The sequence below is a fragment of the Ruegeria sp. AL3 genome (genome assembly GCF_056536065.1).
Genome location: NZ_JBQFJG010000001.1, coordinates 2,749,498 through 2,773,572 on the forward strand (window position 1 = coordinate 2,749,498; position 24,075 = coordinate 2,773,572).

A 24,075-nucleotide genomic window follows, 5' to 3' on the forward strand; every position below is an offset into this window, starting at 1 on the left:
GGTGCAGCGATCCACAGCATATCCCGATGATCCCCGCATTCACGTCAGTGCGGATCACCTGTTGCGTCTGGAACTGCATTCCCGTGCCCTGAGCTTTTTGCCACGTCAGCCTGCCGGGTCGATCCTGAATGGCAGACACGCATCGCGCCTGCGCGGACGCGGCCTGAATTTCGAGGAATTGCGCAACTACCAACCGGGCGACGATATCCGCACAATTGACTGGAAAGTCACGGCGCGAACCGGTGAGCCCCATGTTAGGGTCTATACCGAGGAACGAGACCGCCCTGCCCTGTTGCTGGTCGATCAGCGCGTTTCGATGTTTTTCGGAACCGAAGTCTACATGAAATCGGTCATCGCCGCCGAAGCTGCCGCAATCACCGCGCATCGCGTTCTTGGTCAGGGCGATCGTGTCGGTGGTCTGGTATTCAACGACACAAGCGTTGCTGAACACAGGCCGCAGCGCCGCGCGGCGGCGCTCATGCGGTTTCTGTCTTCCATCGGGGCTGCCAATTCGGCCTTGCATGCTGCCTTGAACCCGCAACCCATCGTAACTTTGAATGACATGTTGTCGGAAGCCGCGCGTATGACCCAAACCAACGGGCTGGTTTGCCTGTTTTCCGACTGCGACGGGCTTGACGAGAAATCGGAATCCCTGCTGCGCCGCGTTGCGGTCTCAAACGATCTGATCGTGTTCAATATCGCTGACAAGACAGCCAAGGAGCTGGCGCCCGATCTGAAACTCACGGTCTCGGACGGGCGCGACCAGATCGAAATCGACAGCGCCGACCCCGAATTGTCCGGCAAAATTCGCAAATCCATGGAAGACAGGTTGGACCACCTGCACACATGGTCCCGTCGATACGGCTTTCCGGTTGTTCCATTGACGACCGCGGAACCTGCCCTGGATCAGTTGCTGTATCTGTTCGGACATCGCAGGGGGCGGAAATGAGCATCGACACGACAGGGAAATCTCTGGTTGATCTGCTGAATATGCTCGAGCCGGCACCGGAACCCACGCTTGTTTCGATGTTTCCGCAGACATGGGGGTGGTTGGCGCTGGCCGTCATACTGCTTGGCCTTGCCGTACTGGTCAGTGTTTTTTTCATCCGGCGAAGGCGGGCGAACGCGTATCGCCGCCATGCGCTGGCCGAGCTGGCAGACCCGGATATCACGTCGGCAAAAGTTGCCGAAATCCTTCGCCGCACCGCTTTGGTCGCATATCCACGCAGGCAGGTTGCAGGGATTCACGGGGATGACTGGTTAAATTTCCTTTCGCAAACCTCTGATGACAAGTCCTTTTTATCAGACATTGGGCAAACGCTGATCGACGCGCCGTACAAGGACCTGCCGCCAAACCGCGCCTTGACCCAGCTTGCTAGGCATTGGGTCAAGTCCCATAAACGGTATCGGGGAACCTGATGTTTTCCTTCTCTGCGCCCTGGGTGTTTCTGCTCTTGCCGCTGCCGCTGCTGGTGTACGCCATTGCTCCGCCCCGGCGGGAAACAGCCGTGTCCATTCGCATTCCGTTTTTTCGCCGCGTGGCCCAGGCGGCTGGCGTCGAGCCGCAGTCCGGGTCAATGATCCGAACCCGGGCCCGGCTGCAAACAGCCAGCGCCGCCTTGATCTGGATACTTCTGGTTCTGGCGCTGGCGCGTCCGGAACGTCTGGGCGATCCCGTCGTGATGGAAAAATCTGCCCGCGATGTGGTTTTGGCGCTGGATATCTCTGGCTCGATGGATCAGCGCGACTTCCGGACCGGATCCGGTGCCCCGATGCAACGGTTGGAGGCGGTCAAAGAGGTTCTCAAGCAGTTCATCTCTGATAGAGATGGTGACAGGATGGCGCTGATCATCTTTGGAACACGCGCGTTCATTCAAGCCCCCTTCACGGAAGATCTGAACAGTTTGAATGGGTTCCTGGATCAAACTCAAGTTGGCATGGCAGGTCCGAACACGGCTTTGGGCGATGCGATCGGGCTTGGCATTCGAACCTTTGAATCCAGCAAGGTTGAGCAGCGCCTGATGATTGTCCTCAGCGATGGCGCCGATACGTCCAGTCGCATGACACCCGTCAATGCTTCGGCCATTGCTGCGGAAAAGAACGTGGTTGTTTATACGATTGGCGTCGGAGACCCGAATGCCACGGGCGAAGACCGTGTCGACCTTCAGGCACTGAAGGACATAGCCGATCGCACGGGCGGAGAATATTTCTTTGCCGACGATGCAACGGCCCTTGAACAAACTTACGCACGCATTGACTCTCAGAACCCCAGAATGGTGGAAACGCAAAGCTATCGCCCCAAGCAAAGCCTTGCCCATATTCCGTTACTCATCGCGCTGATCGTCATCATGGTCAGCATGACTTGGTTCCATTTCTCACAGCGACACCAGGGGGCCGTCTGACGATGGATCTGGCTGATTTTCATTTTATCCGAGGCTATTACCTGCTGCTTCTCATCCCCATCCTTGTGTTGTGGTGGCGGATCAGGCCCAGACCGATGGCAGACACCAAACTGCCATCAGGGATCGCCCCGCACCTTGCAGAGGCCTTGCTGCTGGGCAAGGAAGAAAACAGGCGCATCCAGCCCATTGACGTTGCGCTGATCATTGCGGCGCTTGTCACTTTGGCGGCCTCGGGCCCGACATGGTCGCGCGCGCCCAACCCGTTGATCGCAGACACGGCCCCGTTGGTGATCGCTCTCAAAGTCACCAACAGCATGGAATGCTCGGATCTTGCGCCATCGCGGCTGGATCGGGCACGGTTCAAGATTTCCGACCTGATCACCGAACGTGCCGGCGCACGTACCGCTTTGATCGCCTATGCAGGAACGCCGCACCGAGTTGCGCCGTTGACCGAAGATGCGAACATACTTCGTCCGTTGCTTGAGGGGTTGACCCCCGCGGTGATGCCGAAGGATGGCGATGCGGCAGCCGATGCGCTTGCGTTGGCTCAGTCCATTCTGGAAGACAGCGACAGCCCTGGGGCGGTGCTGTTTGTATTGGACGATCTTGATCCATCTCAGGTAACGGGGCTAAGCTCCTCTTCTTCTGATATTTTCGTTCTCACCATGCTGCCGGATGGTGGTCGTATCGCGCAGCTGGACAACATCCCCAACGCCTCAGCAGTCGCGTTTTCGGACGACGATCGGGACATCAATCAACTGATGCGCCGCATTCAATCGGCCTATACTGCAGCGCTGGATGAGGATGATCGCCTAGACTGGCAGGACAAGGGCTGGATCTTGGCCTGGCCTGCTGCGGTGTTGTCTCTGCTGTGGTTCCGCAAGGGCTGGGTAATTCGTTGGGCGGTTCTGGTTTTGATTGCGTTGCCTTCATCCGGCGCGCGGGCAGAAGGATGGCGAGACTGGTTTTTCACCCCCGACCAACAAGGCCAGATCGCGATGACCCAAAAACGATTTGGCGACGCGGCCGAGATGTTCGAAGACCCATATCACAAGGGATATGCCTATCTCAGGGATGGTCAATACGAAAAGGCGTCGTCCGTGTTTTCCACGCTGGACACGCCGGAAGCTGCGTTTGCCGAAGGTATGGCCCGCATAAAAAACCGCGAGTATCGCCCAGCCATATCAGCGTTCGAGACCGCCTTGGAACGTCGCCCCGACTGGCCCGAAGCCCAGCAAAATCTCGACCTGTCCAAGGCCATCCTGGATTATGTCGAAACGACGCGTGAACAGTCTGACACGGGGGAAGAGGCTGGCATCGGTGCAGATGATACGGTGTTTGACAACGATGCAGCACGTGGCAGTGACACTACGGTTCAAGCCCCCAAGGACGGGCCACAGTCACTGTCCGCCGACCAGTGGATCAGTATGATCGACACCGACATGCAGGATTTTCTGAGAAACCGTTTCCTTTTGGAAATACAGGAGCAAACTGAATGAGATACCTAGCTGTCTTCATCCTGTTGATGCCGTTATCCTTGTCCGCACAGGAAAACTCAGCCTATCAACCTCGGGTATCAGTGGACGTCCCGAACGAGGCCGTCATCGTCGGCCAGCCCGCCATCGTCCGCATCAAGGTTCTGGTTCCGACCTTCATGCCGCAGCCGCCTGTATTTCCATCATTGGAGCAACAAAATATCCTGGTTCGCCTGCCAGAGCGAGCTTCTGGTCCGGTAAGCGAAACGGTACACGGAGAAACGTGGTCCGGCGTACAGCGCAGTTATCGACTGTATCCGCTGGCAGCAGGGCCGGTCGCGTATGATGCGCAAGAGGTTGTCGTGACATTTGCCGACCTGCGGTCCAATGACCCGGTTCAGGTTTCGGTTCAGCTTCCTTCCATACAGCTGAACGCAGAGATCCCCGAGGGCGCTCAAGGTCTTGACCCGCTGATCATAGCAAGTGGTTTCTCTCTTGATCAGAAGCTGGACGGTCCGACCGATATGCAGGCCGGTGATTCCATCACGCGCGAGATAAGCGCGCAGATCTCTGGCACCACGGCCCTGACGATCCCGGCGCTGACGCCGCAGGATCAAAGCCAACAGCTGCGCGCCTATCCCAAGGAACCCCGCTTTTCGGAAACAGAAGACCGGGGCATCCTGTCCGGGCAACGGGTCGAAGAAACCGTGTACATCGCCCAAGACGGGGGCGAAACACAATTGACGGCCGTTTCCATCGACTGGTTCAATCTGGACACCGGTCAGATCGAAACGGCATCACTTCCCTCGACCAAGCTTACACTAGCCCCCCCAAGGCGGCAGCCGCCTGACGCGCAAACCATCATCAAATCAGTTCTTTACCTTGTCATTGTTGTATTCGCATTGTGGACTTTGGGAAGGTTTCTGCGCCCGCGCTATGCAACCTGGAAAACGGAACGGCGCCGCAGGTATCTGGCATCGGAGAAATATGCCGTCGATGCCTTGCGATCCGCTTTAAAATCACGGGATTTGCCCGCGGTTTATCAGGCATTGGATCTTTGGAAATCACGCAGCGCGTACCCCGAGCGTTCTTTGGATCTTGAAAGCAGTCTAATGAATATCGGTGCGGCGCGGTATTCAGCGACGGCTGGCAACAGCCCGGAAGACTGGCAAGCGGCCATGCAACACCTCAGCGCACTGAAAAGCGCAACAGAAAGAAAGAGCGAGTCTTTACCCCCGCTCAACCCTTAGACTTCAACTTTGACAGTTGCTGATCAGCTTGCGCCGGTCGATCAACCGTAGCCGGCTATACCCCAATTCCACAAGGCCCAGATCTGCCAGATGATGCAGATGTCGGTGCAACGTCGGCTGAGATACCGCAACCATTTCAGCAAGTTCTTCCTGAGACACAATAATCCATCCGTCCGAACTCAAAGCGCCTTCGTCAAGGTGCAACAGACGCAGCACAAGGCGCTTTTCAGACCCCGTAACCGCAAGATTGGCCATGATGCGCAGTGCAGTCTTCATGTTTTCATGCGTCAATGCATAGAAATCACGGATGTATTCCGGGTTTGTCTGAATCATGCGTTCTACCCGCGAGCCGGGAAAAAACAAGGTGCGGGTCTTTTGCGTTGCCACGACGCTGACCAGTCGTTTGGCTTCGGCAAACAGCGCAAGATCCCCGATCCAGAATCCTGATCCATCCTGATGCAATACGAATTCCTGTCCATCATCGGCAGGTGCCGTGATCTGAAGCGCGCCTGCGAGCACCGCATGAATACCGTTGGCGCGGTCGCCGTGGTGGTACAGGGTTTCTCCGGAATCGAAGGTTCTTTGAATTGCGCATGTCATAAGATCGCTCTGAAACTTTGAATCGCGCGTGCCAAACCAGTCGGTCTTGGCCAGAATCCGCATATCGTCATCAGAATCAAACATTTGTATCTTTCAAAGTGATCATATGATAAGTTTTCGATGCGTTTCATCGCGTAAAATAGCTGTGTTCACTGCCCGAACAAGAAATTGTTTTTATTCGGGCAATCAAAAACTTGCTTGCAGCTTCAAGTTATAAGCTAGCGGCTTCAACTAAATTTCAATTTTCCGAGTCATTAAGGCTCGACTGATCAGGAGCACTTCATGTCTTCTCCACGAATGATTGCAGATAATTGGCGTAGAACACTGCGCCGGTTCGCAGTGGCGACCGTAACTGTCGCCCTTGCCGTGCCCGCCTGGGCGCAGGATCAAAAGCCCAATATTCTTGTGATATGGGGCGACGATATCGGTCAATCTAACATCTCGGCCTATACCATGGGTCTAATGGGATATCAGACACCCAATATCGACAGGGTTGCCAAAGAAGGCATGATCTTTACCGATTACTACGGTGAACAATCCTGTACCGCCGGCCGTTCGTCATACATCATGGGGCAATCCGTGTTCCGCACCGGTCTGTCCAAAGTCGGCCTGCCCGGGGCAGATCTTGGAATGCAGGTTGAAGACCCAACTATCCCGGGACTTCTCAAAGACCACGGCTATGTGACCGGTCAATTCGGCAAAAACCACCTTGGTGACAAGGATGAGCATCTTCCGACAAATCACGGATTTGATGAGTTTTTTGGCAATCTTTACCACCTGAATGCCGAGGAAGAACCGGAAAACGAAGACTATCCGGGTGATCGCGTTCTGGCGGATGGGCGCACCTTCCGCGAGGCCTATGGCCCGCGCGGCGTCATCAAATCCAAATCCGATGGCACGATCGAAGACACCGGACCGTTGACCCGCAAGCGTATGGAAACCGTGGATGACGAAACTGTGGCCGCGGCCATCGACTTCATCAAGCGGGCGCATGAGCAAGGTCAGCCCTTCTATGTCTGGTGGAACGGTACCCGCATGCACTTCCGCACCCACGTCAAAGACGAGATGCGCGCCAAGGCCAATGAGTTGTCGGGGCGGGTCGCTGATGAATACACCGCCGGTATGATCGAACACGACATGCATGTTGGGCAGCTGCTGGATCTGCTGGACGAGCTTGGCATCGCTGACAACACGATCGTCCACTATTCCACTGACAACGGTCCCCACATGAACACCTGGCCGGATGCGGCTGCCACGCCGTTCTGGGGCGAGAAGAATACCAACTGGGAGGGTGGCTGGCGCGTTCCGTCGATGGTGCGCTGGCCGGGCAAGATCGAGGCCGGATCAGTCACCAACGAGATCGTTCATCACATGGACTGGCTGCCCACTTACCTCGCCGTGGCCGGCGATCCGGACATCAAGGAAAAGCTGAAGGCCGGCTACAGCTCATCGGGCATGGGTCGCGACTACAAGGTGCACCTTGATGGTTACAACATTCTGCCGCTGCTGACTGGTGAGACTGCGGCAAGCCCCCGGAAAGAAATCTTCTATTTCTCGGATGATGGTGACCTCACGGCGCTGCGCTTCGAAGACTGGAAGCTCATCTTCCTGGAGCAGAAAGCCTGGGCCACGTTGCGTGCCTGGATCGAGCCATGGACCGAACTGCGCATCCCGCTGATCATCAACCTGCGCCGCGATCCATATGAACGCGCGTACCGCACGTCCAACACCTATTACGATTGGCTGTTGGACCGGGCCTACTTCCTTGTGCCCGCCCAGCAATACGTTGGCAATTTCCTCAGCACGTTCGAGGAGTTCCCGCCACGTCAGAAAGCAGCCAGCTTCAACCTGGATCAGGTCATGGAGAAGCTGACAACGCCGACCAACAACTAGGCCCGGCGGCCCCACGCTGTAGGCCGCCCTGCGCAGGGCGGCCTTTTTTCAACACAACAGTTATCGAGAGCTTCATGAAACACGTTCTTTTAGGTGCTTTTCTGACCTGTGTTCCCATATCCCTGCTCGCTGATCCGCTGCCCAGTTGGAACGCCACAGCGGCAAAAGAGGCGATCCTTGAATTCGTGTCCAGTGTTACCGACGCAGAAGGACCTGACTATGTGACACCTTCAGATCGGATCGCGGTATTTGACAATGACGGCACACTCTGGGCCGAACAGCCGGTTTATTTCCAGTTTATCTTTGCCATGGATCGACTTTCTGAACTGGCTGAACAAGATCCTTCGATCTTGTCCACACCCGCTTTGAAAGCCGCTGCCGAAGGTGATTTAGCAACGGTTCTTCAAGGCGGCCACGATGCGTTGATCGAAGTTGTTAACGCCTCGCATTCCGGAACCAGCGTCGAGGCGTTTCAGGCCGAAGTTGCGCAATGGCTGGCCAAGGCCCGACACCCGGACACCGGATTGCCCTATGACCAGATGACCTATCAGCCCATGGTCGAACTGTTGCGCTATCTTCGGGACGAAGGGTTCAAGACCTATATCGTCTCGGGCGGCGGTGTTCATTTCATGCGGGTCTTCGCGGAACAGGCCTATGGCATTCCGCCGGAACAGGTTCTGGGCACCTATGGAAACTCGACATTCGAAGACGTCGATGGCGTTCCGACTGTCATCAAGGCCCCCGGGATTGCCTTCATCGACGACAAGGAAGGCAAACCCATCAACATCGAACGCACGATCGGCAAACGCCCCATTCTGGCCGGAGGAAACTCAGACGGCGATTTCGCCATGCTGAATTGGACAACCTCGGGTAGCAGACCACGGCTGGGTGTTCTGATCCACCATACGGATGCCGAACGTGAGTGGGCCTATGATCGGGAAAGTCCGATTGGACGGTTGGTTGACGGTCTGGATCAGGGGTCGGACAAAGGCTGGATCATCGTCGATATGGCGAAAGACTGGTCGCGGGTCTACACTGGAGGAAACTGAACGACCCGAAAGACTTACCGCCCATGTGGACTTTGCTTGTATCCATCTTTGTTTTTGCGTTGTACGCAACCGCAGTTGTGTTTTCGGTGCGCGCGGCACAAACCGCGCGCACACCGCAAGGAGCCGTTGGCTGGGTGGTCTTTTTGGTATCGGCGCCAATCTTTGCGGTTCCGATGTACCTGTTTCTGGGGCATCACAGGTTTCGCGGCTATCGCATCTCGCGCCAACAAAGCGAACGGGTCGTCGAAGGCATCAAGACCTTTGCCGACTATTCCAGGCCTGATCCGACAACGATGTCGATCAATCCACGACCATTCGAATTTCTGGCTCATCTTCCGGTATCCAGTGGCAATGGCGCTCAGCTTCTGATCGATGGTCAGGCAACGTTTGACGCCATTTTCCAGTCGATAGACGAGGCCAGGAACTATATCCTGATCCAGTTCTATATCGTCAGAGACGATGCCTTGGGCCAAAAACTTCAGACCAAGCTGATCGAGGCTGCGAAACGTGGGGTGCATGTCCGTTTCATGACCGATGCCGTCGGCAGCTATGGATTGGAAAACACCTATCTGGACACGATGCGCGATGCGGGTATCGACGTCGCCGACCCGCGCGAGCAACGCGGGCCAAATTTCAGGTTTCAGCTGAATTACCGGAACCATCGCAAAACCGTCGTCATCGACGGTGAAACAGGTTTTATCGGCGGTCACAACGTGGGCGTTGAATATCTGGGAGAAGACCCGCATTTCGGCCATTGGCGCGACACGCATATCAAGATGACCGGCCACATCGTCCGGCAATTGCAGCTCATCTTCACCGAAGACTGGCACTGGGCCCGCGATGAAGACCTGATTGACGACCTCGACTGGGCAGGCAGCGAGGCCGAGCAGGACATGAATGCCCTATTGGTGGCCACCGGACCCGGAGATGAAACCGAAACCGGCGCCATGATGTTCTTTTCGGCCATCGCCGAGGCGAAAGAAAGATTGTGGATTGCCTCGCCCTATTTTGTGCCCGACATCGACGTCATGACCGCATTGCAACATGCAGCGATGCGCGGTGTGGACGTGCGCATCCTTGTGCCCGATATCATAGACCATCGGCTGCCATGGCTGGCTGCTTTTGCCTATTTCGACGAAATCCGCGACTGCGGCGCACGCGTGTTCCGATATACGGACGGTTTCATGCACCAGAAGGTTTTCGTGGTTGACGACACGCTGGCTGCGGTCGGCACGACCAATCTGGACAACCGGTCCTTCCGGCTGAACTTCGAAGCGATGGCCCTGTTTTTTGATGCCCGAGCAGCCTTGGCAGTTGATCACATGCTGCGCGCGGATTTCGAGGCAAGCTATGAGTTGACGCGCAGTTTGGCCCAGCAACCTGCCCATATCCGGTTTGGCGCACCGTTGGCGCGGTTGTTTGCGCCTATCCTTTAGGAAAAGAACTTTTCTTGAAAAACGCGCGTCATCATCGCCACCAGATAAGCGGTCGACAGACCAAAGGCCAGAAGACCAGCAACCGCGGCAAAAGACCCAAAAATTCGCAACCCTTCGCCCAAAACGATATCGCCATATCCCAGGGTCGTGAATGTCACCAGTGAGAAATAGATGGCCGAGTTCCAATCCGGCAGAACCTCAAGCAACACCCAGACGATGGCCCAAATCCAGACCTGAATCGTGTGCGTCGCGACAATAAAGGCCAAAGATACTGCGATCGGTGCTGCCGTTCCAAAGAACACCCCCTTGGCGGTCCATCTTTCATCCCACTTGATGATCGTGACGGTACACCAGGTCAACAAAAGAATCTCGACCAAGAAGCAGAGCGCCAGAAATGAACTGCCCCATATGATCTGATGCAGCAACGTCATGTTTTTCATCCCGATTTACGACAGTGTACCGTCCGGGCAGAATGACCCGTTGAGGTGCAGGGCACAACCCCGGCGATCGTGAAGAACGCCTGCGGCGAATGGAACCGAGTGCGGGTCCGCACTGGACAGTTTGGAATTCCGTCGCACATCCTTGGAAGAAAAAAGGCCAGACCATGCTGTTGACCATCGACCGTGTTCAGAAAACCTATCCCGGCGGGCGCCCGGTTCTGCGCGACGTGTCGCTGACATTGGATGAAGGGCAGACACTGGCCCTGACCGGCGAAAGCGGCAGTGGCAAAAGCACTCTGCTGAACCTTGCCGCAGCGCTTGACTGTTTCGACAGCGGTGAAATCATCTTGAACCGAACCCCTCTGTCCCATCTGGACGATGCCGGGCGGGCCGAATTGCGGCGCAGTCAGCTTTCGTTGGTGTTTCAGCAGTTCAATCTGATCCCTTCGCTGACCGTTGCGCAGAACCTTTCTTTTCACGCCCGCCTTGCCGGCGCCGAGGATGCCGGGTGGACCGCGCATCTGACCGAACGCTTGGGCCTGTCCGATCTTTTGGACCGATATCCCGAAAACCTGTCCGGCGGGCAACAGCAGCGGGTGGCGATTGGTCGTGCCATGGCAGCGCGTCCGAAACTGCTGCTGGCGGATGAGCCCACGGGCAATCTGGATGAAACCGCCAGCGCAAGGGTTCTGGATCTGATGTTGGCCTTGGTGGCTGATACCGGCGCAGCGCTTCTGTTGGTCACGCATTCCCAACAGATTGCAGCCCGACTGGATCGAACCGTCCAGCTCTGCGGTGGTTGTATCCAATGACACGCGCCGTCATTCAGGCTTTGATGTCACACTGGCGGGTGCACTGGTTGCAACTGGCGACGCTTTTGACAGGCATCGCGTTGGCCACCGGTCTCTGGTCCGCGGTTCAGGCCATCAATGCCGAAGCGCGCGCCAGCTATGCCCGGGCCAACGCGCAGCTTGCCCTTGGGCAGTTCGACGAGCTGCGCGATCCTTCCGGTCTGATTCCGGTTTCTCGTTACGTAGATCTGCGTCGTGCTGGTTGGCAGGTGGCGGCCGTTCTGGAGGGCCCCTATCGAATCCGGGGCCGCACATTGCGCCTGATGGGTGTGGACATGGTCGCCTACCCGGCCCTGCCCGCCGTCACCGAAGCCGACCAAAGCACCGCGCCGACTGAGCCGGCAGACATGCTGACCGCTCCGGGGCGGCTTCTGGTCGCGGCAGAGCTGGCGCCGCTGTTGCGCGACCAGAACAACCTTCCGCCGGTTTCGTTCACCACGGCGCTGCCACCGGACGTTATTCTGACGGATATCGGCACAGCCGAAGCCCTGCTGAACCAAACCGATTTCATCTCGCGACTCATTGTGTTGCCGGATCAGCCGCGTGATCGGCCACCTTTGGCCGAAATCGCGCCCGAACTGGAGCGCGCCAGCCCATCCTCGCAAGTCGATACTGCTCGGTTGACTGACAGTTTTCACCTGAACCTGTCGGCTTTTGGCCTGCTGTCCTTTGCCGTTGGCCTGTTCATCGTGAACGGCACCGTCGGGCTGGCTTTTGCCCAACGCCGAGGCATGATCCGCACCCTGCGCGCGCTGGGCGTTTCGATGCGGCGGCTGGTCTTCCTGATCCTGACCGAACTCACGGGGCTGGCCCTGATCGGTGGAACCCTGGGGCTGCTTCTTGGGTTCTTTCTGGCTGGAGCGTTGTTGCCCGATGTCGCAGCAACCCTTCGTGGCCTGTATGGTGCGCCCGTGACCGGACAACTGACATTGCACCCCCATTGGGTGTTTGCCGGGATGGCGATGGCTGTCTGCGGCACCTTGTTTGCCAGTGGCCATGCGCTGTGGCGATTGTCTCGTATGCCCCTGCTGGCGGGGCCCGGTGTGCAAGCCTGGCAGGGCAATGGTGGCACACGTTTTGTGACAGGATTGCTCGGCTTGGCCCTGATCGCCGGCGGTGCCATCGCCTATCTCGGCATCGGTGGTCTGGTTGCCGGTTTCGTGCTGTTGGCCGGATTGCTGACGGGTGCCGCACTTTTGTTGCCGGCGCTTCTGACCTTTGCGCTTTCCGTCTTTGGCAACAGGTCCCGTGGTGCCGTCGCGCAGTGGGTCTGGGCCGACATGCGCGCACAATTGCTCGGGCTGTCGCTTGCCCTGATGGCCCTGTTGCTTGCGCTTGCGGCAAATATCGGTGTGGGTACAATGGTTTCAAGTTTCCGGCTGACCTTTGTTGGCTGGCTCGACCAGCGCCTGACCTCAGAGCTGTATCTGACCGTCCGTGACGAAGAACAGGGTCGCGAGATCACGGATTGGCTGCGTCCGCAGGTCGACGCCATCCTTCCAATTCGCAACATGGAACTGTCGCACGAGACGGGCCCCCTGTTTCTGTACGGGGTCATTGACGATCCGGTCTATCGGCAACACTGGCCGTTGATATCGGCAAACTCGACCGTCTGGGACGACGTGATGGCCGGAGACGCGGTTCTGATCAACGAACAACTGGCACGGCGCGCGAACCTATGGCCCGGAGATACGCTGACACTGTCCCCGGCTCACACGCTGACCATCGCTGGGGTTTATTCGGATTATGGAAACCCAACCGGGCAAGCCATTGTATCGATGAGCCAACTTGACCGGATCGCACCAGGGGCCGAAACCCGACGGTTTGGCATCCGTTTGAACCCCGAACAGGCGACTGAACTGGCGCAGACATTGCGCGAGCGGTTTGCCCTGCCGCGTCAGGCCGTGGTCCAGCAGGCCGCCATGAAGGCGCAATCATTGGCAATCTTCGAAAAGACCTTTGTCGTGACATCGGCGCTCAATGTTCTGACCCTCGGTGTGGCGGGATTTGCCATACTCACCAGCCTGCTGACCCTGTGGACCCAGCGCTTGCCTCAGATTGCTCCGGTTTGGGCACTGGGGCTGAATCGGGCGCAACTGGCGCGGCTGGAGCTTTTGCGCAGCGTGCTGCTCGCGGCTCTGACCGCGAGCCTGGCGTTGCCGCTTGGTCTGATCCTCGCCTGGGTTCTGTTGGCGGTGATCAATGTGCAAGCCTTTGGCTGGCGGTTGCCGATGTTCGTGTTTCCCTGGGATTGGTTGTGGCTGTTCCTGTCGACCCTGCTGGCCGCCCTGGTTGCAGCGGCCCTGCCCGCGCTGCGCATGTTGCGTCTGCCACCTGCCGATTTGCTGAAGGTGTTCGCCAATGAACGTTAAAACCCTTTTGGCCGTTCTCGTGTTTTTGTGCCCATCGCCTCTTTGGGCGCAGGGCTTTGCAGGTCTTGGAGGGTCGGCGGAAGGGTTCGAGGTTCCGCAGGCGGGCTTTGAATTCGACTTTCCCAAAGACCACGGGCCTCATCTCGCCTATCGGATCGAATGGTGGTATCTGACGGCCAACCTCGAAGGCGAGGACGGGCGTGACTATGGCATCCAATGGACCCTTTTCCGGTCGGCCCTGAAACCGTTTGAAACAGATGGATGGCACAGCCCGCAGATCTGGATGGGCCATGCGGCTGTCACCACGCCTGACACCCACTATTTTGCCGAACGCCTGTCGCGTGGGGGGATTGGGCAGGCAGGTGTTGCGGTGCAACCGTTCGAGGCCTGGATCGACGAATGGCGCATGGCCGGACCGGATATGGATACCCTGACCTTGACCGCGAACGGGGCTGATTTCGGGTACGATCTTGCGCTGAGCGCACAAGGCCCGTTGGTGTTTCATGGCCAAGCGGGCTATTCTGTCAAATCCGCCGACGGGCAAGCCAGCTATTACTATTCGCAACCCTTTTATTCAGTCGAAGGCGTACTGCACCTGCCGGATGGCGATATGCGCGTCACCGGTCAGGGCTGGCTGGACCGGGAATGGTCTTCGCAACCCCTGGCCGAGGATCAAACCGGCTGGGATTGGTTTTCGCTCAGCTTCGAGGACGGGGACAAGCTGATGGCCTTTCGACTGCGCGGTGGTCGCGGCGATTTCACTTCGGCCACATGGATCAATTCAGACGGCAGCACCGATGCCATCCCCGACGGATCCGTCAGGCTTGAGCCGCTTGCGACCGATCAGGTGGCAGGGCGCGACGTCCCGACGCAATGGCGCGTCGTGCTTGCGGACCGAGGCATCGACGTCAAGGTATCCGCCCTGACGCCGGACGCCTGGATGGGGACACGTTTTGAATATTGGGAAGGTCCGGTCACGGTCACCGGCAGCCACGAGGGCGTTGGGTATCTCGAGATGACGGGCTACTGACATGGCCGCGGGAGCCCGAACGGCGGCAGGCGACCGTCGGGGCTCCGGCACCTCTGTGCACGGCATCTGCTTTTCGCGTCAGCGCACCACGTAAACCGAGACGTTGGAATGTCGCACCACGCGTGCCGCATTCGGGCCCAGCAGGTAATCCTTGAAATCCGGCTTGTGGGCTCCGATTACGATCAAATCAGAGCCGGCACTTTCGGCCGTCTTCAAAATCTCCTGATAAGCTGTTCCTGTCGCAACCACATGGCGGATGGTTTCGTTGCGCTCGGCCCCCAGGGCCGATACGCACAGCGCCGTCAGTTTGGCCTGCGCTTCCTCCAACGCCTTGTCGTGAAAACCGGATTCGAAAAACCCCGACACCCAGCTTTCCCCGAAATCGGGCAGCACTGTCACCACGTCAAGTTGCGCCCCTTCCATATCCGCCAGCGCGGCTGCTTTTTTCAGAACCGGTGCATCAATCTCGCCATTGCTGATATCAACGGCACACAGAACGGAACGTGTCATACGAGCACCTCTTGTCTGGCGGCACGGCCGCGTTGCAGGAAAGCGATCAGACCCAGCAGGATCAGCGCCGGGATATAGACCAGTTGCTTTGGAGGCTGGCTGGACGGCAGGCTGGCCGAGCTCAGACGCACGGCCTCGTCACCGTAATAGTCAAAGTTGGCCAGATCTTCGGCAACCGGTGATCCAAACATCGGCTCGTCAAGTTTGACAAGGCCATCCTCTTCCAGCAACAGCAGCCCCATGGCATCGACGCGCGCTTCACCGCCCTCTTCGGATCCGACTGGCACGACAACCGTGGTGTCCACCATCTTGCCGGTATCAAAATCCGGCCCGCTGATCACCATGCGAACCTCGGTTCCCGGTGGAGTCTGGCCAATGGTTTCGACAAACGCCGCAGGCTCGACCGAAGTGTATGGAGGCGCGATGCGATCCATGAAGAAGTCCGGCCTGAACAGGGCGAAGGCCACGGCGATCAGCGCGATACTTTCGTAGATGCGGCTGTGGGTCAGGAAGTACCCCATGGTGCCTGCCGTGAAGACAAGGATCGCTATCGTCGCGAAAATCGCCACTATGATCCCTTCGACCCAGGTCACATCGATCAGCAGAAGATCGGTGTTGAAAATGAACACGAAGGGCAGCGCCACGGTGCGCAGGCTGTAGAAGAAGGCCGTGAAACCGGTTTTGATCGCATCACCGCCCGACACGGCCGCGGCGGCAAAACTGGCCAGCCCGACCGGAGGTGTCACGTCGGCCATGATCCCGAAATAGAACACGAACAGGTGGACAGCGATCAATGGAACGATCAGCCCGCTTTGGGCGCCCAACTCAACAACCACACCGGCCATCAAAGAGCTGACAACGATATAGTTCGCGGTTGTCGGCAGACCCATGCCCAGGATCAGGCTGAGCAGCCCGACCATGACCAGCATCAGGATCAGATTGCCACCCGACAGGAACTCGACCAGATCGGCCATAACCTGACCAACCCCCGTCAACGTGACGGTTCCCACGATCACGCCCGCGGTTGCCGTGGCAAGCGCGATGCCGATCATGTTGCGTGCCCCGTCGATCAGACCTTGCCACAGGTCGGCAACACCATCGATGAAAGTGTTGTACAGGTTGCTCTGCCCGCGGAACATCGCTTTCAGCGGCTTCTGCGTCAGCAGGATGACAAACAGCAACGATGTGGCCCAGAAGGCGGACAGGCCCGGTGATTTCTGTTCGATCATCAGGAAATAGACCAGCACGATGATCGGCAGCAGGTAATGCAGGCCAGCTTTGTAGATATCGGCGATGACCGGAAGCGTAACCTCTTTGGCGTTAGGGTCGTCGGGTTCCAGGTCAGGCACCTGCGCCGCCAGATAAAGCAGTGCGACATAGACCGCGCAGATAATTAGGCTGAGCACGATCCCAGCGGCCGACGGCACCCAGCTTGTCACGGCATCCACCGGGAATTGTGAGCCATAGCAAAGACCTGCAAACACCAGGAAAAAGCCCAGCATCCCAACTACGGTCCGCGCCAGATGCACATCGCGGTCGCCCAGCGTGGGCATGTTCCGCTTCACGGCCTCAAGGTGCACGATGTAAACCAGTGCGATGTAGGAAATCGCAGCCGGCAGGAAGGCATGGGTGATCACCTCGACATAAGAGATGCCCACATATTCCACCATCAGGAATGCAGCGGCCCCCATCACCGGCGGCATGATCTGCCCGTTGACCGAGCTGGCAACCTCGACCGAGCCCGCTTGTTCACTGCTGAACCCGACGCGCTTCATCAGCGGGATGGTGAAGGTACCGGTGGTAACAACATTGGCAATCGACGAGCCCGAGATCAGGCCGGTCGCAGCCGAGCCCACAACCGCCGCCTTGGCCGGACCACCACGCAGGTGGCCCAGGGCCCCAAAGGCCATCTTGATAAAGTAGTTCCCTGCCCCGGCTTTATCCAGCAATGCGCCAAACAGCACGAACAGGAAGACGAATTTCGTGGAAACACCCAATGCGATACCAAACACGCCCTCGGACGTGATCCACATGTGGCTCATCGCCTTTTTCAGGCTCGCGCCCTTCCAGCGGATAACTTCGGGCACCCATTCCGAGGCACCGAAGAAGACATAGGCCAAAAATATGGTCGCGATAATTGCCATGGCAGGGCCAAGCGCACGGCGCGCGGCCTCGAACAACAGCACCAGGCCAAGCAACGCAACCCATTTGTCAGTGTCGTCGGCCAAACCGCCCGCATTGACGATCTTGTCATAGAAGAAATAGCCGTACAGCGCGACGAACGCGCCCACCAATCCCATGATCCAATCCTGAACCGGAATATAGTTCCGGGGGCTGGATTTGAGCGCCGGATAGGCCGCAAAGGCCAGAAACAAAGCAAAAGCCAGATGGAATTGCCGTGCATTGTTCACGACGCTTCCGGGCAAGACATAATTCGCCAAGGGCGAAGCCAGAACAACTTGAAATATCGACCAGATCGCGGCCACGACCGCCAGGAAAACGCCCACGTTCCCGACCGGATTTCGCCCTCCTGCGTCAGAAGATGCAACCAGATCCTGAAGCTCTTCTTCGGAAAGCGGACGATTGGATTGAGTGTCGGAATTCATCAAATGTCTCCCCGTCGCGGCCATTGTTCGGCCTTCTGAAATCCCGTTTCACACGGGTTTTGTGCAGGGCGCCCTTGGGCACCCTGCGTCAGGTCTGGTTTACTGAATCCAGCCTTTTTCTTTGTAGTACTTCTCGGCACCCGGATGCAGCGGAGCCGACAGGCCATCCGCAATCATCTCTTCGGGCTTCAGGTTCGCAAACGCCGGGTGCAGCTTTTTGAAGTCATCGAAGTTTTCAAAGACCGAGCTGACGACCGCGTAAACCGCATCTTCCGATACATCGGCCGAGGTCACGAAGGTCGCGCCCACACCAAAGGTCGAGGTGTCTTCGTCAGACCCACGGTACATGCCACCGGGAATGGTTGCCTTGCGGTAGAACGAGTTTTCGTTGACCAGCTTGTCCACGGCCTCACCGCTGACGTTCACCAGAACCGAGTCACATGCGGTGGTGGCTTCCTGAATCGAACCCGAGGGGTGGCCAACAGTGTAAACCATTGCGTCGATCTGGTTGTCGCACAGGGCCGCCGACTGTTCAGCCGCTTTCAGCTCGGTCGCCAGTTCGAAATCGTCTGTGGTCCAGCCCATTTCGCCCAGCAGGACTTCCATGGTGCCGCGCTGACCGGAACCGGGGTTGCCGATGTTGACGCGCTTGCCCTTCAGGTCTTCAAAGTTGGTGATGCCGGAATCGGCACGAGCCACCACGGTGAAGGGTTCGGGGTGCACCGAGAACACGGCGCGCAGGCCTTCGAACGGGCCGGCTTCTTCGAATTTTGAGGTGCCGTTATAGGCGTGGTACTGCCAGTCGGACTGGGCCACACCAAACTCCAGCTCGCCTTCGCGGATGGTGTTGATGTTGTAAACTGAACCACCGGTCGATTCGACCGAGCAGCGCACGCCGTGCTCTTTCCGGCCTTTGTTGACCAGACGACAGATCGCGCCGCCGGTCGGATAGTAAACGCCGGTGACACCACCGGTACCGATCGTAATGAACTCTTCGGCATATGCCGCCGGAGCCAGAAGGGCTGCGGTAACGAAGGCGCCGACGCTCAGTTTGCTGCTGTTTTTCATCTGTTAACTCCCACTTTTTTTGTCTGGCAGTTGGAAATCAAGTTTGATCACCTGCTCAGGGAAGCGTGCCGATAATACAAACCGGCCCGCATCGCAACGGCTCCAAATCTTTGAATTTCCAAATTTCTCCCAACCCTTTCGAGGTTTCATTCAGATACTCGCAATGTCAAGGCCGGCACCGGTCTGACCTGCGCCAATTCGCATATATGAGCATAAATCCCGAACTTTCCCCATCAGTTCACAGCGAGCCGTCTGGGTTCATGCGGTCACTCCAAATCCAAAACGTGACCTCATTCCCGGCGCAAATCACCGCAAAACAAAGCGAACCGCGTTTCGGATAAGGAGGCAGGGCAAGTCACGGTTGTACGTTTCGGCGAATCTGACAAAGGCACTTCAATACCAACCCGGTTCACGATCCATCCTTGCGGGGACCTGATCACCTGCCTGCTGATGCAGGCCAAGAACGTTGTGGCACTGGTGGCTCGTTACGGAGGACCACAAACAAGAGATGCAGATCAAGTTTGCGGGTCAGCAGCTTGATAACGGCGCCCCGCCCTTGGGACGGACGTTGTTCTGAGTTTGTCGGAACTGTGGTGCCCAAGGAGAGACTCGAACTCTCACGCCCGTGAAGGCGGGGGATTTTGAATCCCCTGCGTCTACCATTCCGCCACTTGGGCCACGAACACTGGATTAGCGCCCATCCAAGCGAAGGTCCAGAGGCAAAAACCATCCAATATTCCATTTGTTTCGCCCTCGGCTGTTGACGGTCCATCGGGCGCATGGTTTGGCTGGGTTTCAGACCGAAAACGGGATTTGAGTGCTTTATGTTACGATCGCTTTATGACTGGACCATTCGTCTGGCCGAACACCCTCACGCGCTGTGGGCGCTGGCCATCGTGGCTTTCATCGAAAGTTCGTTCTTCCCGATTCCCCCAGATGTGCTGATGATTCCGATGATTCTGGCCCGCCCGTCCCGGGCATGGCTGATCGCAACCGTGGCACTGGTGGCATCGGTTCTGGGGGGCATGCTGGGCTATGCGATTGGTGCGTTTTTCTATGAAAGCATCGGGCAGCCCATTCTGGAATCCATGGGGAAAGCCCATGCCATGGAAGAATTCAATACCCGGTTCAACGACTTCGGGTTCTGGGCCGTTCTGGCCGCTGGTGTGACCCCCTTCCCCTACAAGGTCATCACCATTATGTCCGGCTGGACCGGCATGCCGCTTGGAACCTTCATCGCGACCTCGATTCTGGCCCGCGCGTTGAGGTTCTTTCTGGTGGCAGGCCTGCTCTGGGGATTCGGTGAGCCGATCCGCGACTTCATCGAAAAGCGCCTAGGGCTAATGTTCACTTTGTTCATCATCCTCCTGTTTGGCGGATTCCTGGTGGTGAAATACTTATGACGAGACGTTCGCAACTTGTCGCAGTGGCAAGTCTTGGATCACTGGCGCTTCTTCTGGCCGCTTTTGGCTTTCAGCATCTCGGCGGGCTTGCGCCGTGCAAGATGTGCATCTGGCAGCGCTATCCTCATGCAGTGGCAATCGCGATCGGCGCCGTGGCGCTGGCATTGCCAAGGCTGACCTTTCTTCCCTTGCTGGGCGCCGCGGCGGCCGCGACGACTTCGGCGGTGGGCGTATTTCACGCCGGCGTTGAACAAGGCTGGTGGGAAGGCCCAAGCAGCTGCACATCCGGCAGCATCAGCGGTCTGTCCGCTGACGATCTGTTCGATCAAATCATGTCCGCGCCTTTGGTGCGATGCGATGATATCCCCTGGGAGATGTTCGATATCTCGATGGCTGGCTGGAACGCCATTGCTTCTGCCATGCTGGCCCTGATCTGGCTGGCCGCATGGAAATCCCGCGCGGCTTAGAACTCGTCCAGCTCTGCATCCCAGTACAGGAAATCGATCCAGCTTTCATGCAGGTGGTTCGGTGGGAATTTCCGTCCGATATTGCGCAACGCTTCGGCATCGGGCTGACGTGGCGGCTTGCGCAAGGTCATCCGAGCCTGGCGCAGCGACTTTGACCCCTTGCGCAGATTGCACGGGCTGCACGCGGCCACCACGTTCTGCCAACTGGTCACACCACCGGCGGCCCGAGGCACCACATGATCGAAGGTCAGGTTGTCCCGGCTGCCACAGTACTGGCAGCGGAATTCATCCCGCAAAAATAAATTAAAGCGCGTGAAGGCCACGCGCTTTCTGGGTTTTACATAGTCTTTCAAAACAACGACCGAGGGTATTCGGATCTCGGTGCTCGGGCTGCGGACGACCTCGTCATATTCAGCCACGATATCGACCCGATCCAGCCAGGCCGCCTTGATCGCTTCTTGCCAGGGCCACAGTGACAGCGGGTAATAGGACAAGGGGCGATAATCGGCGTTCAAAACCAGGGCCGGGTGTTGTTTGAGCGCACCCGGCTCCCTTACAAATTCGGTTCTGAAGTCTCCGTCCATCACAGAATCGCTCCTCGCTCTCAGCTGCCCGTTTGTGACACCAGAGCGGGGAGCACCCGCCCCGGTCTTTTTATAACTATATATCGTGTTAAAACTCTGACAAGCCCTGATTTTCCACAATATGTCGCAGACGGGGTAACGCGAATCCGTAACAGGCACATGACAGTTATCCACAGCTTGCACCGGGGGTGACCTTCGGGCTATGCGCAGGTCATGTCCTGGTTCATTCGCTTCAACAAACCTTATGATGTTCTGCCGCAGTTCACGGACCGCGCCAATACGGACGGCCCGCGCAGCACGCTGTCCGATTTCATTGATCTGCCGGGCGTCTATCCGGCGGGCAGGCTGGACCGTGACAGTGAAGGTTTGATGCTGCTGACGGATCATGGAAAGTTGCAATCCCAGATCTCTGACCCAAAGCACAAGATGGCCAAAACCTATTGGGTTCAAGTCGAAGGCACCCCCGACGAGGCGGCCCTGAAAACGCTCCGCAACGGGGTCGAATTGAAGGAAGGTCTGACCCGCCCTGCCAAGGCCCGCCAGATCGACGAGCCCGAAATGCTTTGGCCGCGCACCCCGCCGATCCGCGAACGCAAGACTGTGCCGGACAGCTGGCTTGAACTGACCATACGTGAGGGCAAAAACCGACAGGTGCGTCGGATGACAGCGGCAGTTGGCCTGCCGACGCTGCGCCTGATCCGGTACCGCATCGGAGACTGGACCCTGGATGATCTTGAGCCCGGGCACTGGGACAGTCTGCCAATGCCGACACTGAGCGCGGCCCCCCAACGCAAGCGCGACCGTCGCCCGCGCCGGTGACAGACCCTGCCCCGATCTGCTAAACTGGGGTCATGAAGAAAACGCCTGACATCCCGGCCCCTTCGGCCATTCTGGAAGCCGCGCTCTATGTTGATGATCTGGACGCGGCAGAACAGTTTTACGGCGAAGTTCTTGGGCTCGAACGCATCCAACGCGTCGCTGACCGCCATGTTTTCTATCGCATCGGCGGATCGGTCCTGCTGATTTTCAATCCCGATCAGACCGAACAACCGTCGCTCGACCCCGGCATGCCGGTTCCGCCCCACGGCGCGCGCGGCCCCGGACATGTGTGTCTTGTGCTGTCACGAGAGGAAATCGCAGTGATGCGCAAACACCTTCTGGATTGGAATATTCCAGTAGATGCCGAGTTTGACTGGCCCGGCGACGTGCGATCCCTGTATGTGCGCGACCCGGCCGGAAACTCGGTCGAGTTCGCCGAAGCGCACCTTTGGACTTGATCCGGTGCGGAACGCATGGGCGCTCCGCAGATCAGATTCCAAACACTAAAGGCTCAGCTTGTCGCGCATGAAAGCCAGCGCAACGCTCAGCCCATCCGGGGCGATACCGTGCCCGGTGCCTTTCATGACATGGGCATAGACCTCTTTGAAACCCGCAGCTTGCAAGGCTTCGGCCGCTTCCGGCAGGGATTGAGGCGGAACAACGTCGTCAGCGTCGCCATGCACCAGCAAGACAGGCATCCGGCTGACGGTTTCATCCACCAGCAAATCGGGTTCCAGCAAACGGCCTGAAAAGGCTACGATCCCGGCCACGGGATCTTCCCGCCGCGGCGCAACGTGCAAGCTCATCATGGTGCCCTGGCTGAAGCCAAACAACACAACCTGTTCGGGCAGAACATCTTCGTCCACCATCAGCGCGTCCAGAAAGGCGTTGAAGTCCTCGACAGCCATTTCCATGCCCCGGCGGGCTTCTTCTTCGGAAGATCCATCGATCCAGGGAATCGGAAACCACTGATACCCGTTGGGCATTCCGGGGATCTGCTCGGGCGCGTCGGGGGCCACGAACAACGTGTCAGGCAGGTGTTCACCCAGCGGATCGGCCAATCCCAGCAGATCGGCACCGTTTGCGCCATAGCCATGCACGAACACCACGACCGAGCGCGTGTCGCCCGAAACAGGCTCTTTCCGGAGCGCATTCAAAACCCGTGTCATCTGATCCCTTCTCTTTGTTTTGCAACCCGGTAATAGGCCCACAGCACCCGTGCCGCAACCGAACGCCAGGGCGACCAGGCCTCGGCCATTTTGCGCAATTCCTTGTCCGTTGGACGTTCAGGCAAGTCATAGAGGATGCGCGCCGCCTCTTGCAGGGCGAGATCACCGGGTGCGATGACATCTGCGCGACCCAGTGAGAACATCGCATAGATTTCGGCTGTCCAGACACCGATACCCGGAACTTGCGTCAAAGTAGCGACGACATCTGCGTCAGTTGCATCGCGCAGTGCCTTATAGTCGATACGTGCCTCGGCCAGAGCGCGTGCATAACGGATCTTCTGTCGGCTCAACCCAACTGCCCGCAGATCGTCATCCGTTGCCCACAGGATCTTGCGCGGACCGGTCAAGCGGGCATCCTGAAGCCGTTTCCAGATCGCATTGGCCGAAGCCACGCTGACTTGCTGACTGACGATTGCACTCAATAATTGCGCAAACCCATCGGGGCGGCGGCGCAGCGGCAAGGGGCCGGTCTGATCCATCGCATACGCCATGCGCGGACAGGTTTGGGCCAGCCATTCGGCCCCTTCCGCCACACAGTCCGATGTTTCGATGATGCGGCCTGCGGGCATGCGGCCTCCCTGCTCTGTTATT

General features: G+C 57.9%; 23 protein-coding genes and 1 tRNA gene. 15 read left to right on the forward strand and 9 right to left on the reverse strand.

The window, feature by feature from the left end; all coding sequences use genetic code 11:
- Position 1 precedes the first annotated feature (1 nt).
- From ACR3E6_RS13910 to ACR3E6_RS13930, 5 genes are all read left to right on the forward strand, one after another.
- On the forward strand, positions 2–949 hold the full coding sequence (locus tag ACR3E6_RS13910; protein WP_480487627.1) for a DUF58 domain-containing protein: 948 nt from the start codon (positions 2–4) through the stop codon (positions 947–949).
- The gene (locus tag ACR3E6_RS13915) at positions 946–1,419 is read left to right on the forward strand and encodes a DUF4381 domain-containing protein (RefSeq protein WP_480487629.1); all 474 of its coding nucleotides are present in this window, start codon (positions 946–948) and stop codon (positions 1,417–1,419) included. Before ACR3E6_RS13910 ends, ACR3E6_RS13915 begins: the two co-directional genes overlap by 4 nt.
- Positions 1,419–2,402: a VWA domain-containing protein gene (locus ACR3E6_RS13920; protein ID WP_480487631.1), complete on the forward strand. Its 984-nt coding sequence runs from the start codon at positions 1,419–1,421 to the stop codon at positions 2,400–2,402. Before ACR3E6_RS13915 ends, ACR3E6_RS13920 begins: the two co-directional genes overlap by 1 nt.
- Positions 2,403–2,497: 95 nt before the next feature.
- Complete coding sequence (locus tag ACR3E6_RS13925) at positions 2,498–3,901, forward strand: VWA domain-containing protein (RefSeq protein WP_480487633.1); 1,404 nt, start codon at positions 2,498–2,500, stop codon at positions 3,899–3,901.
- Positions 3,898–5,127 carry a hypothetical protein gene (locus ACR3E6_RS13930; RefSeq protein ID WP_480487635.1) on the forward strand — a complete coding sequence of 410 codons (1,230 nt, stop codon included), beginning with the start codon at positions 3,898–3,900 and terminating at the stop codon, positions 5,125–5,127. Before ACR3E6_RS13925 ends, ACR3E6_RS13930 begins: the two co-directional genes overlap by 4 nt.
- 3 nt (positions 5,128–5,130) lie before the next feature.
- On the opposite strand, the gene ACR3E6_RS13935 is transcribed toward ACR3E6_RS13930, so the two are convergent.
- The gene (locus tag ACR3E6_RS13935) at positions 5,131–5,811 is read right to left on the reverse strand and encodes a Crp/Fnr family transcriptional regulator (protein ID WP_209833043.1); all 681 of its coding nucleotides are present in this window, start codon (positions 5,809–5,811) and stop codon (positions 5,131–5,133) included.
- A gap of 198 nt (positions 5,812–6,009) precedes the next feature.
- Between ACR3E6_RS13935 and ACR3E6_RS13940 the strand changes: the two genes are divergently transcribed.
- The 3 genes from ACR3E6_RS13940 to cls all read left to right on the forward strand — a co-directional run bounded on the left by ACR3E6_RS13940 (position 6,010) and on the right by cls (position 10,105).
- Positions 6,010–7,620, forward strand: coding sequence for an arylsulfatase (locus ACR3E6_RS13940; RefSeq protein WP_245217974.1), 1,611 nt, complete (start codon positions 6,010–6,012; stop codon positions 7,618–7,620).
- Between the two features lie 74 nt (positions 7,621–7,694).
- Complete coding sequence (locus tag ACR3E6_RS13945; protein ID WP_480487638.1) at positions 7,695–8,669, forward strand: HAD family hydrolase; 975 nt, start codon at positions 7,695–7,697, stop codon at positions 8,667–8,669.
- Positions 8,670–8,692: 23 nt separating this feature from the next.
- Complete coding sequence (gene cls, locus ACR3E6_RS13950; protein WP_480487640.1) at positions 8,693–10,105, forward strand: cardiolipin synthase; 1,413 nt, start codon at positions 8,693–8,695, stop codon at positions 10,103–10,105.
- Here cls and ACR3E6_RS13955 read toward each other — a convergent pair.
- Complete coding sequence (locus ACR3E6_RS13955; protein ID WP_480487642.1) at positions 10,102–10,536, reverse strand: ion channel; 435 nt, start codon at positions 10,534–10,536, stop codon at positions 10,102–10,104. The genes cls and ACR3E6_RS13955 overlap by 4 nt on opposite strands.
- Before the next feature lie 173 nt (positions 10,537–10,709).
- Between ACR3E6_RS13955 and ACR3E6_RS13960 the strand changes: the two genes are divergently transcribed.
- From ACR3E6_RS13960 to ACR3E6_RS13970, 3 genes are read left to right on the forward strand one after another with little or no spacing between them, the layout of a single operon-like run.
- A complete protein-coding gene (locus ACR3E6_RS13960) occupies positions 10,710–11,357 on the forward strand; it encodes an ABC transporter ATP-binding protein (protein ID WP_209833037.1) in 648 nt (215 codons plus the stop codon).
- Entirely contained in the window at positions 11,354–13,768 is a 2,415-nt protein-coding gene (locus tag ACR3E6_RS13965; RefSeq protein WP_480487644.1) for an ABC transporter permease, read from the forward strand. Before ACR3E6_RS13960 ends, ACR3E6_RS13965 begins: the two co-directional genes overlap by 4 nt.
- Entirely contained in the window at positions 13,758–14,798 is a 1,041-nt protein-coding gene (locus ACR3E6_RS13970) for a lipocalin-like domain-containing protein (RefSeq protein ID WP_480487646.1), read from the forward strand. Before ACR3E6_RS13965 ends, ACR3E6_RS13970 begins: the two co-directional genes overlap by 11 nt.
- Before the next feature lie 78 nt (positions 14,799–14,876).
- On the opposite strand, the gene ACR3E6_RS13975 is transcribed toward ACR3E6_RS13970, so the two are convergent.
- From ACR3E6_RS13975 to ACR3E6_RS13990, 4 genes are all read right to left on the reverse strand, one after another.
- Positions 14,877–15,308, reverse strand: a complete 432-nt coding sequence (locus tag ACR3E6_RS13975; RefSeq protein WP_171632280.1) for a universal stress protein — start codon at positions 15,306–15,308, stop codon at positions 14,877–14,879.
- The gene (locus tag ACR3E6_RS13980) at positions 15,305–17,914 is read right to left on the reverse strand and encodes a TRAP transporter permease (protein WP_210092394.1); all 2,610 of its coding nucleotides are present in this window, start codon (positions 17,912–17,914) and stop codon (positions 15,305–15,307) included. Before ACR3E6_RS13980 ends, ACR3E6_RS13975 begins: the two co-directional genes overlap by 4 nt.
- 99 nt (positions 17,915–18,013) lie before the next feature.
- Positions 18,014–18,982, reverse strand: coding sequence for a TAXI family TRAP transporter solute-binding subunit (locus ACR3E6_RS13985; RefSeq protein ID WP_152458069.1), 969 nt, complete (start codon positions 18,980–18,982; stop codon positions 18,014–18,016).
- Between the two features lie 591 nt (positions 18,983–19,573).
- Positions 19,574–19,659, reverse strand: a tRNA-Leu gene (locus ACR3E6_RS13990).
- Between the two features lie 147 nt (positions 19,660–19,806).
- Between ACR3E6_RS13990 and ACR3E6_RS13995 the strand changes: the two genes are divergently transcribed.
- Positions 19,807–20,385, forward strand: a complete 579-nt coding sequence (locus ACR3E6_RS13995) for a YqaA family protein (protein ID WP_152458071.1) — start codon at positions 19,807–19,809, stop codon at positions 20,383–20,385.
- Positions 20,382–20,852: a disulfide bond formation protein B gene (locus ACR3E6_RS14000; protein ID WP_480487648.1), complete on the forward strand. Its 471-nt coding sequence runs from the start codon at positions 20,382–20,384 to the stop codon at positions 20,850–20,852. Before ACR3E6_RS13995 ends, ACR3E6_RS14000 begins: the two co-directional genes overlap by 4 nt.
- Here ACR3E6_RS14000 and ACR3E6_RS14005 read toward each other — a convergent pair.
- The gene (locus ACR3E6_RS14005) at positions 20,849–21,436 is read right to left on the reverse strand and encodes an HNH endonuclease (RefSeq protein ID WP_152458073.1); all 588 of its coding nucleotides are present in this window, start codon (positions 21,434–21,436) and stop codon (positions 20,849–20,851) included. The two genes, ACR3E6_RS14000 and ACR3E6_RS14005, sit on opposite strands and share 4 nt — an antisense overlap.
- 213 nt (positions 21,437–21,649) lie before the next feature.
- On the opposite strand from ACR3E6_RS14005, the gene ACR3E6_RS14010 reads away from it, so the two are divergent.
- Both ACR3E6_RS14010 and ACR3E6_RS14015 read left to right on the forward strand, forming a co-directional pair.
- Complete coding sequence (locus ACR3E6_RS14010) at positions 21,650–22,255, forward strand: rRNA large subunit pseudouridine synthase E (protein ID WP_480487650.1); 606 nt, start codon at positions 21,650–21,652, stop codon at positions 22,253–22,255.
- 32 nt (positions 22,256–22,287) lie between these two features.
- A complete protein-coding gene (locus tag ACR3E6_RS14015; RefSeq protein WP_480487652.1) occupies positions 22,288–22,713 on the forward strand; it encodes a VOC family protein in 426 nt (141 codons plus the stop codon).
- 45 nt (positions 22,714–22,758) lie between these two features.
- On the opposite strand, the gene ACR3E6_RS14020 is transcribed toward ACR3E6_RS14015, so the two are convergent.
- Positions 22,759–23,424, reverse strand: coding sequence for an alpha/beta hydrolase (locus ACR3E6_RS14020; RefSeq protein WP_152458076.1), 666 nt, complete (start codon positions 23,422–23,424; stop codon positions 22,759–22,761).
- Entirely contained in the window at positions 23,421–24,053 is a 633-nt protein-coding gene (locus ACR3E6_RS14025) for a DNA-3-methyladenine glycosylase family protein (RefSeq protein ID WP_480487654.1), read from the reverse strand. Before ACR3E6_RS14025 ends, ACR3E6_RS14020 begins: the two co-directional genes overlap by 4 nt.
- Positions 24,054–24,075: the final 22 nt, after the last annotated feature.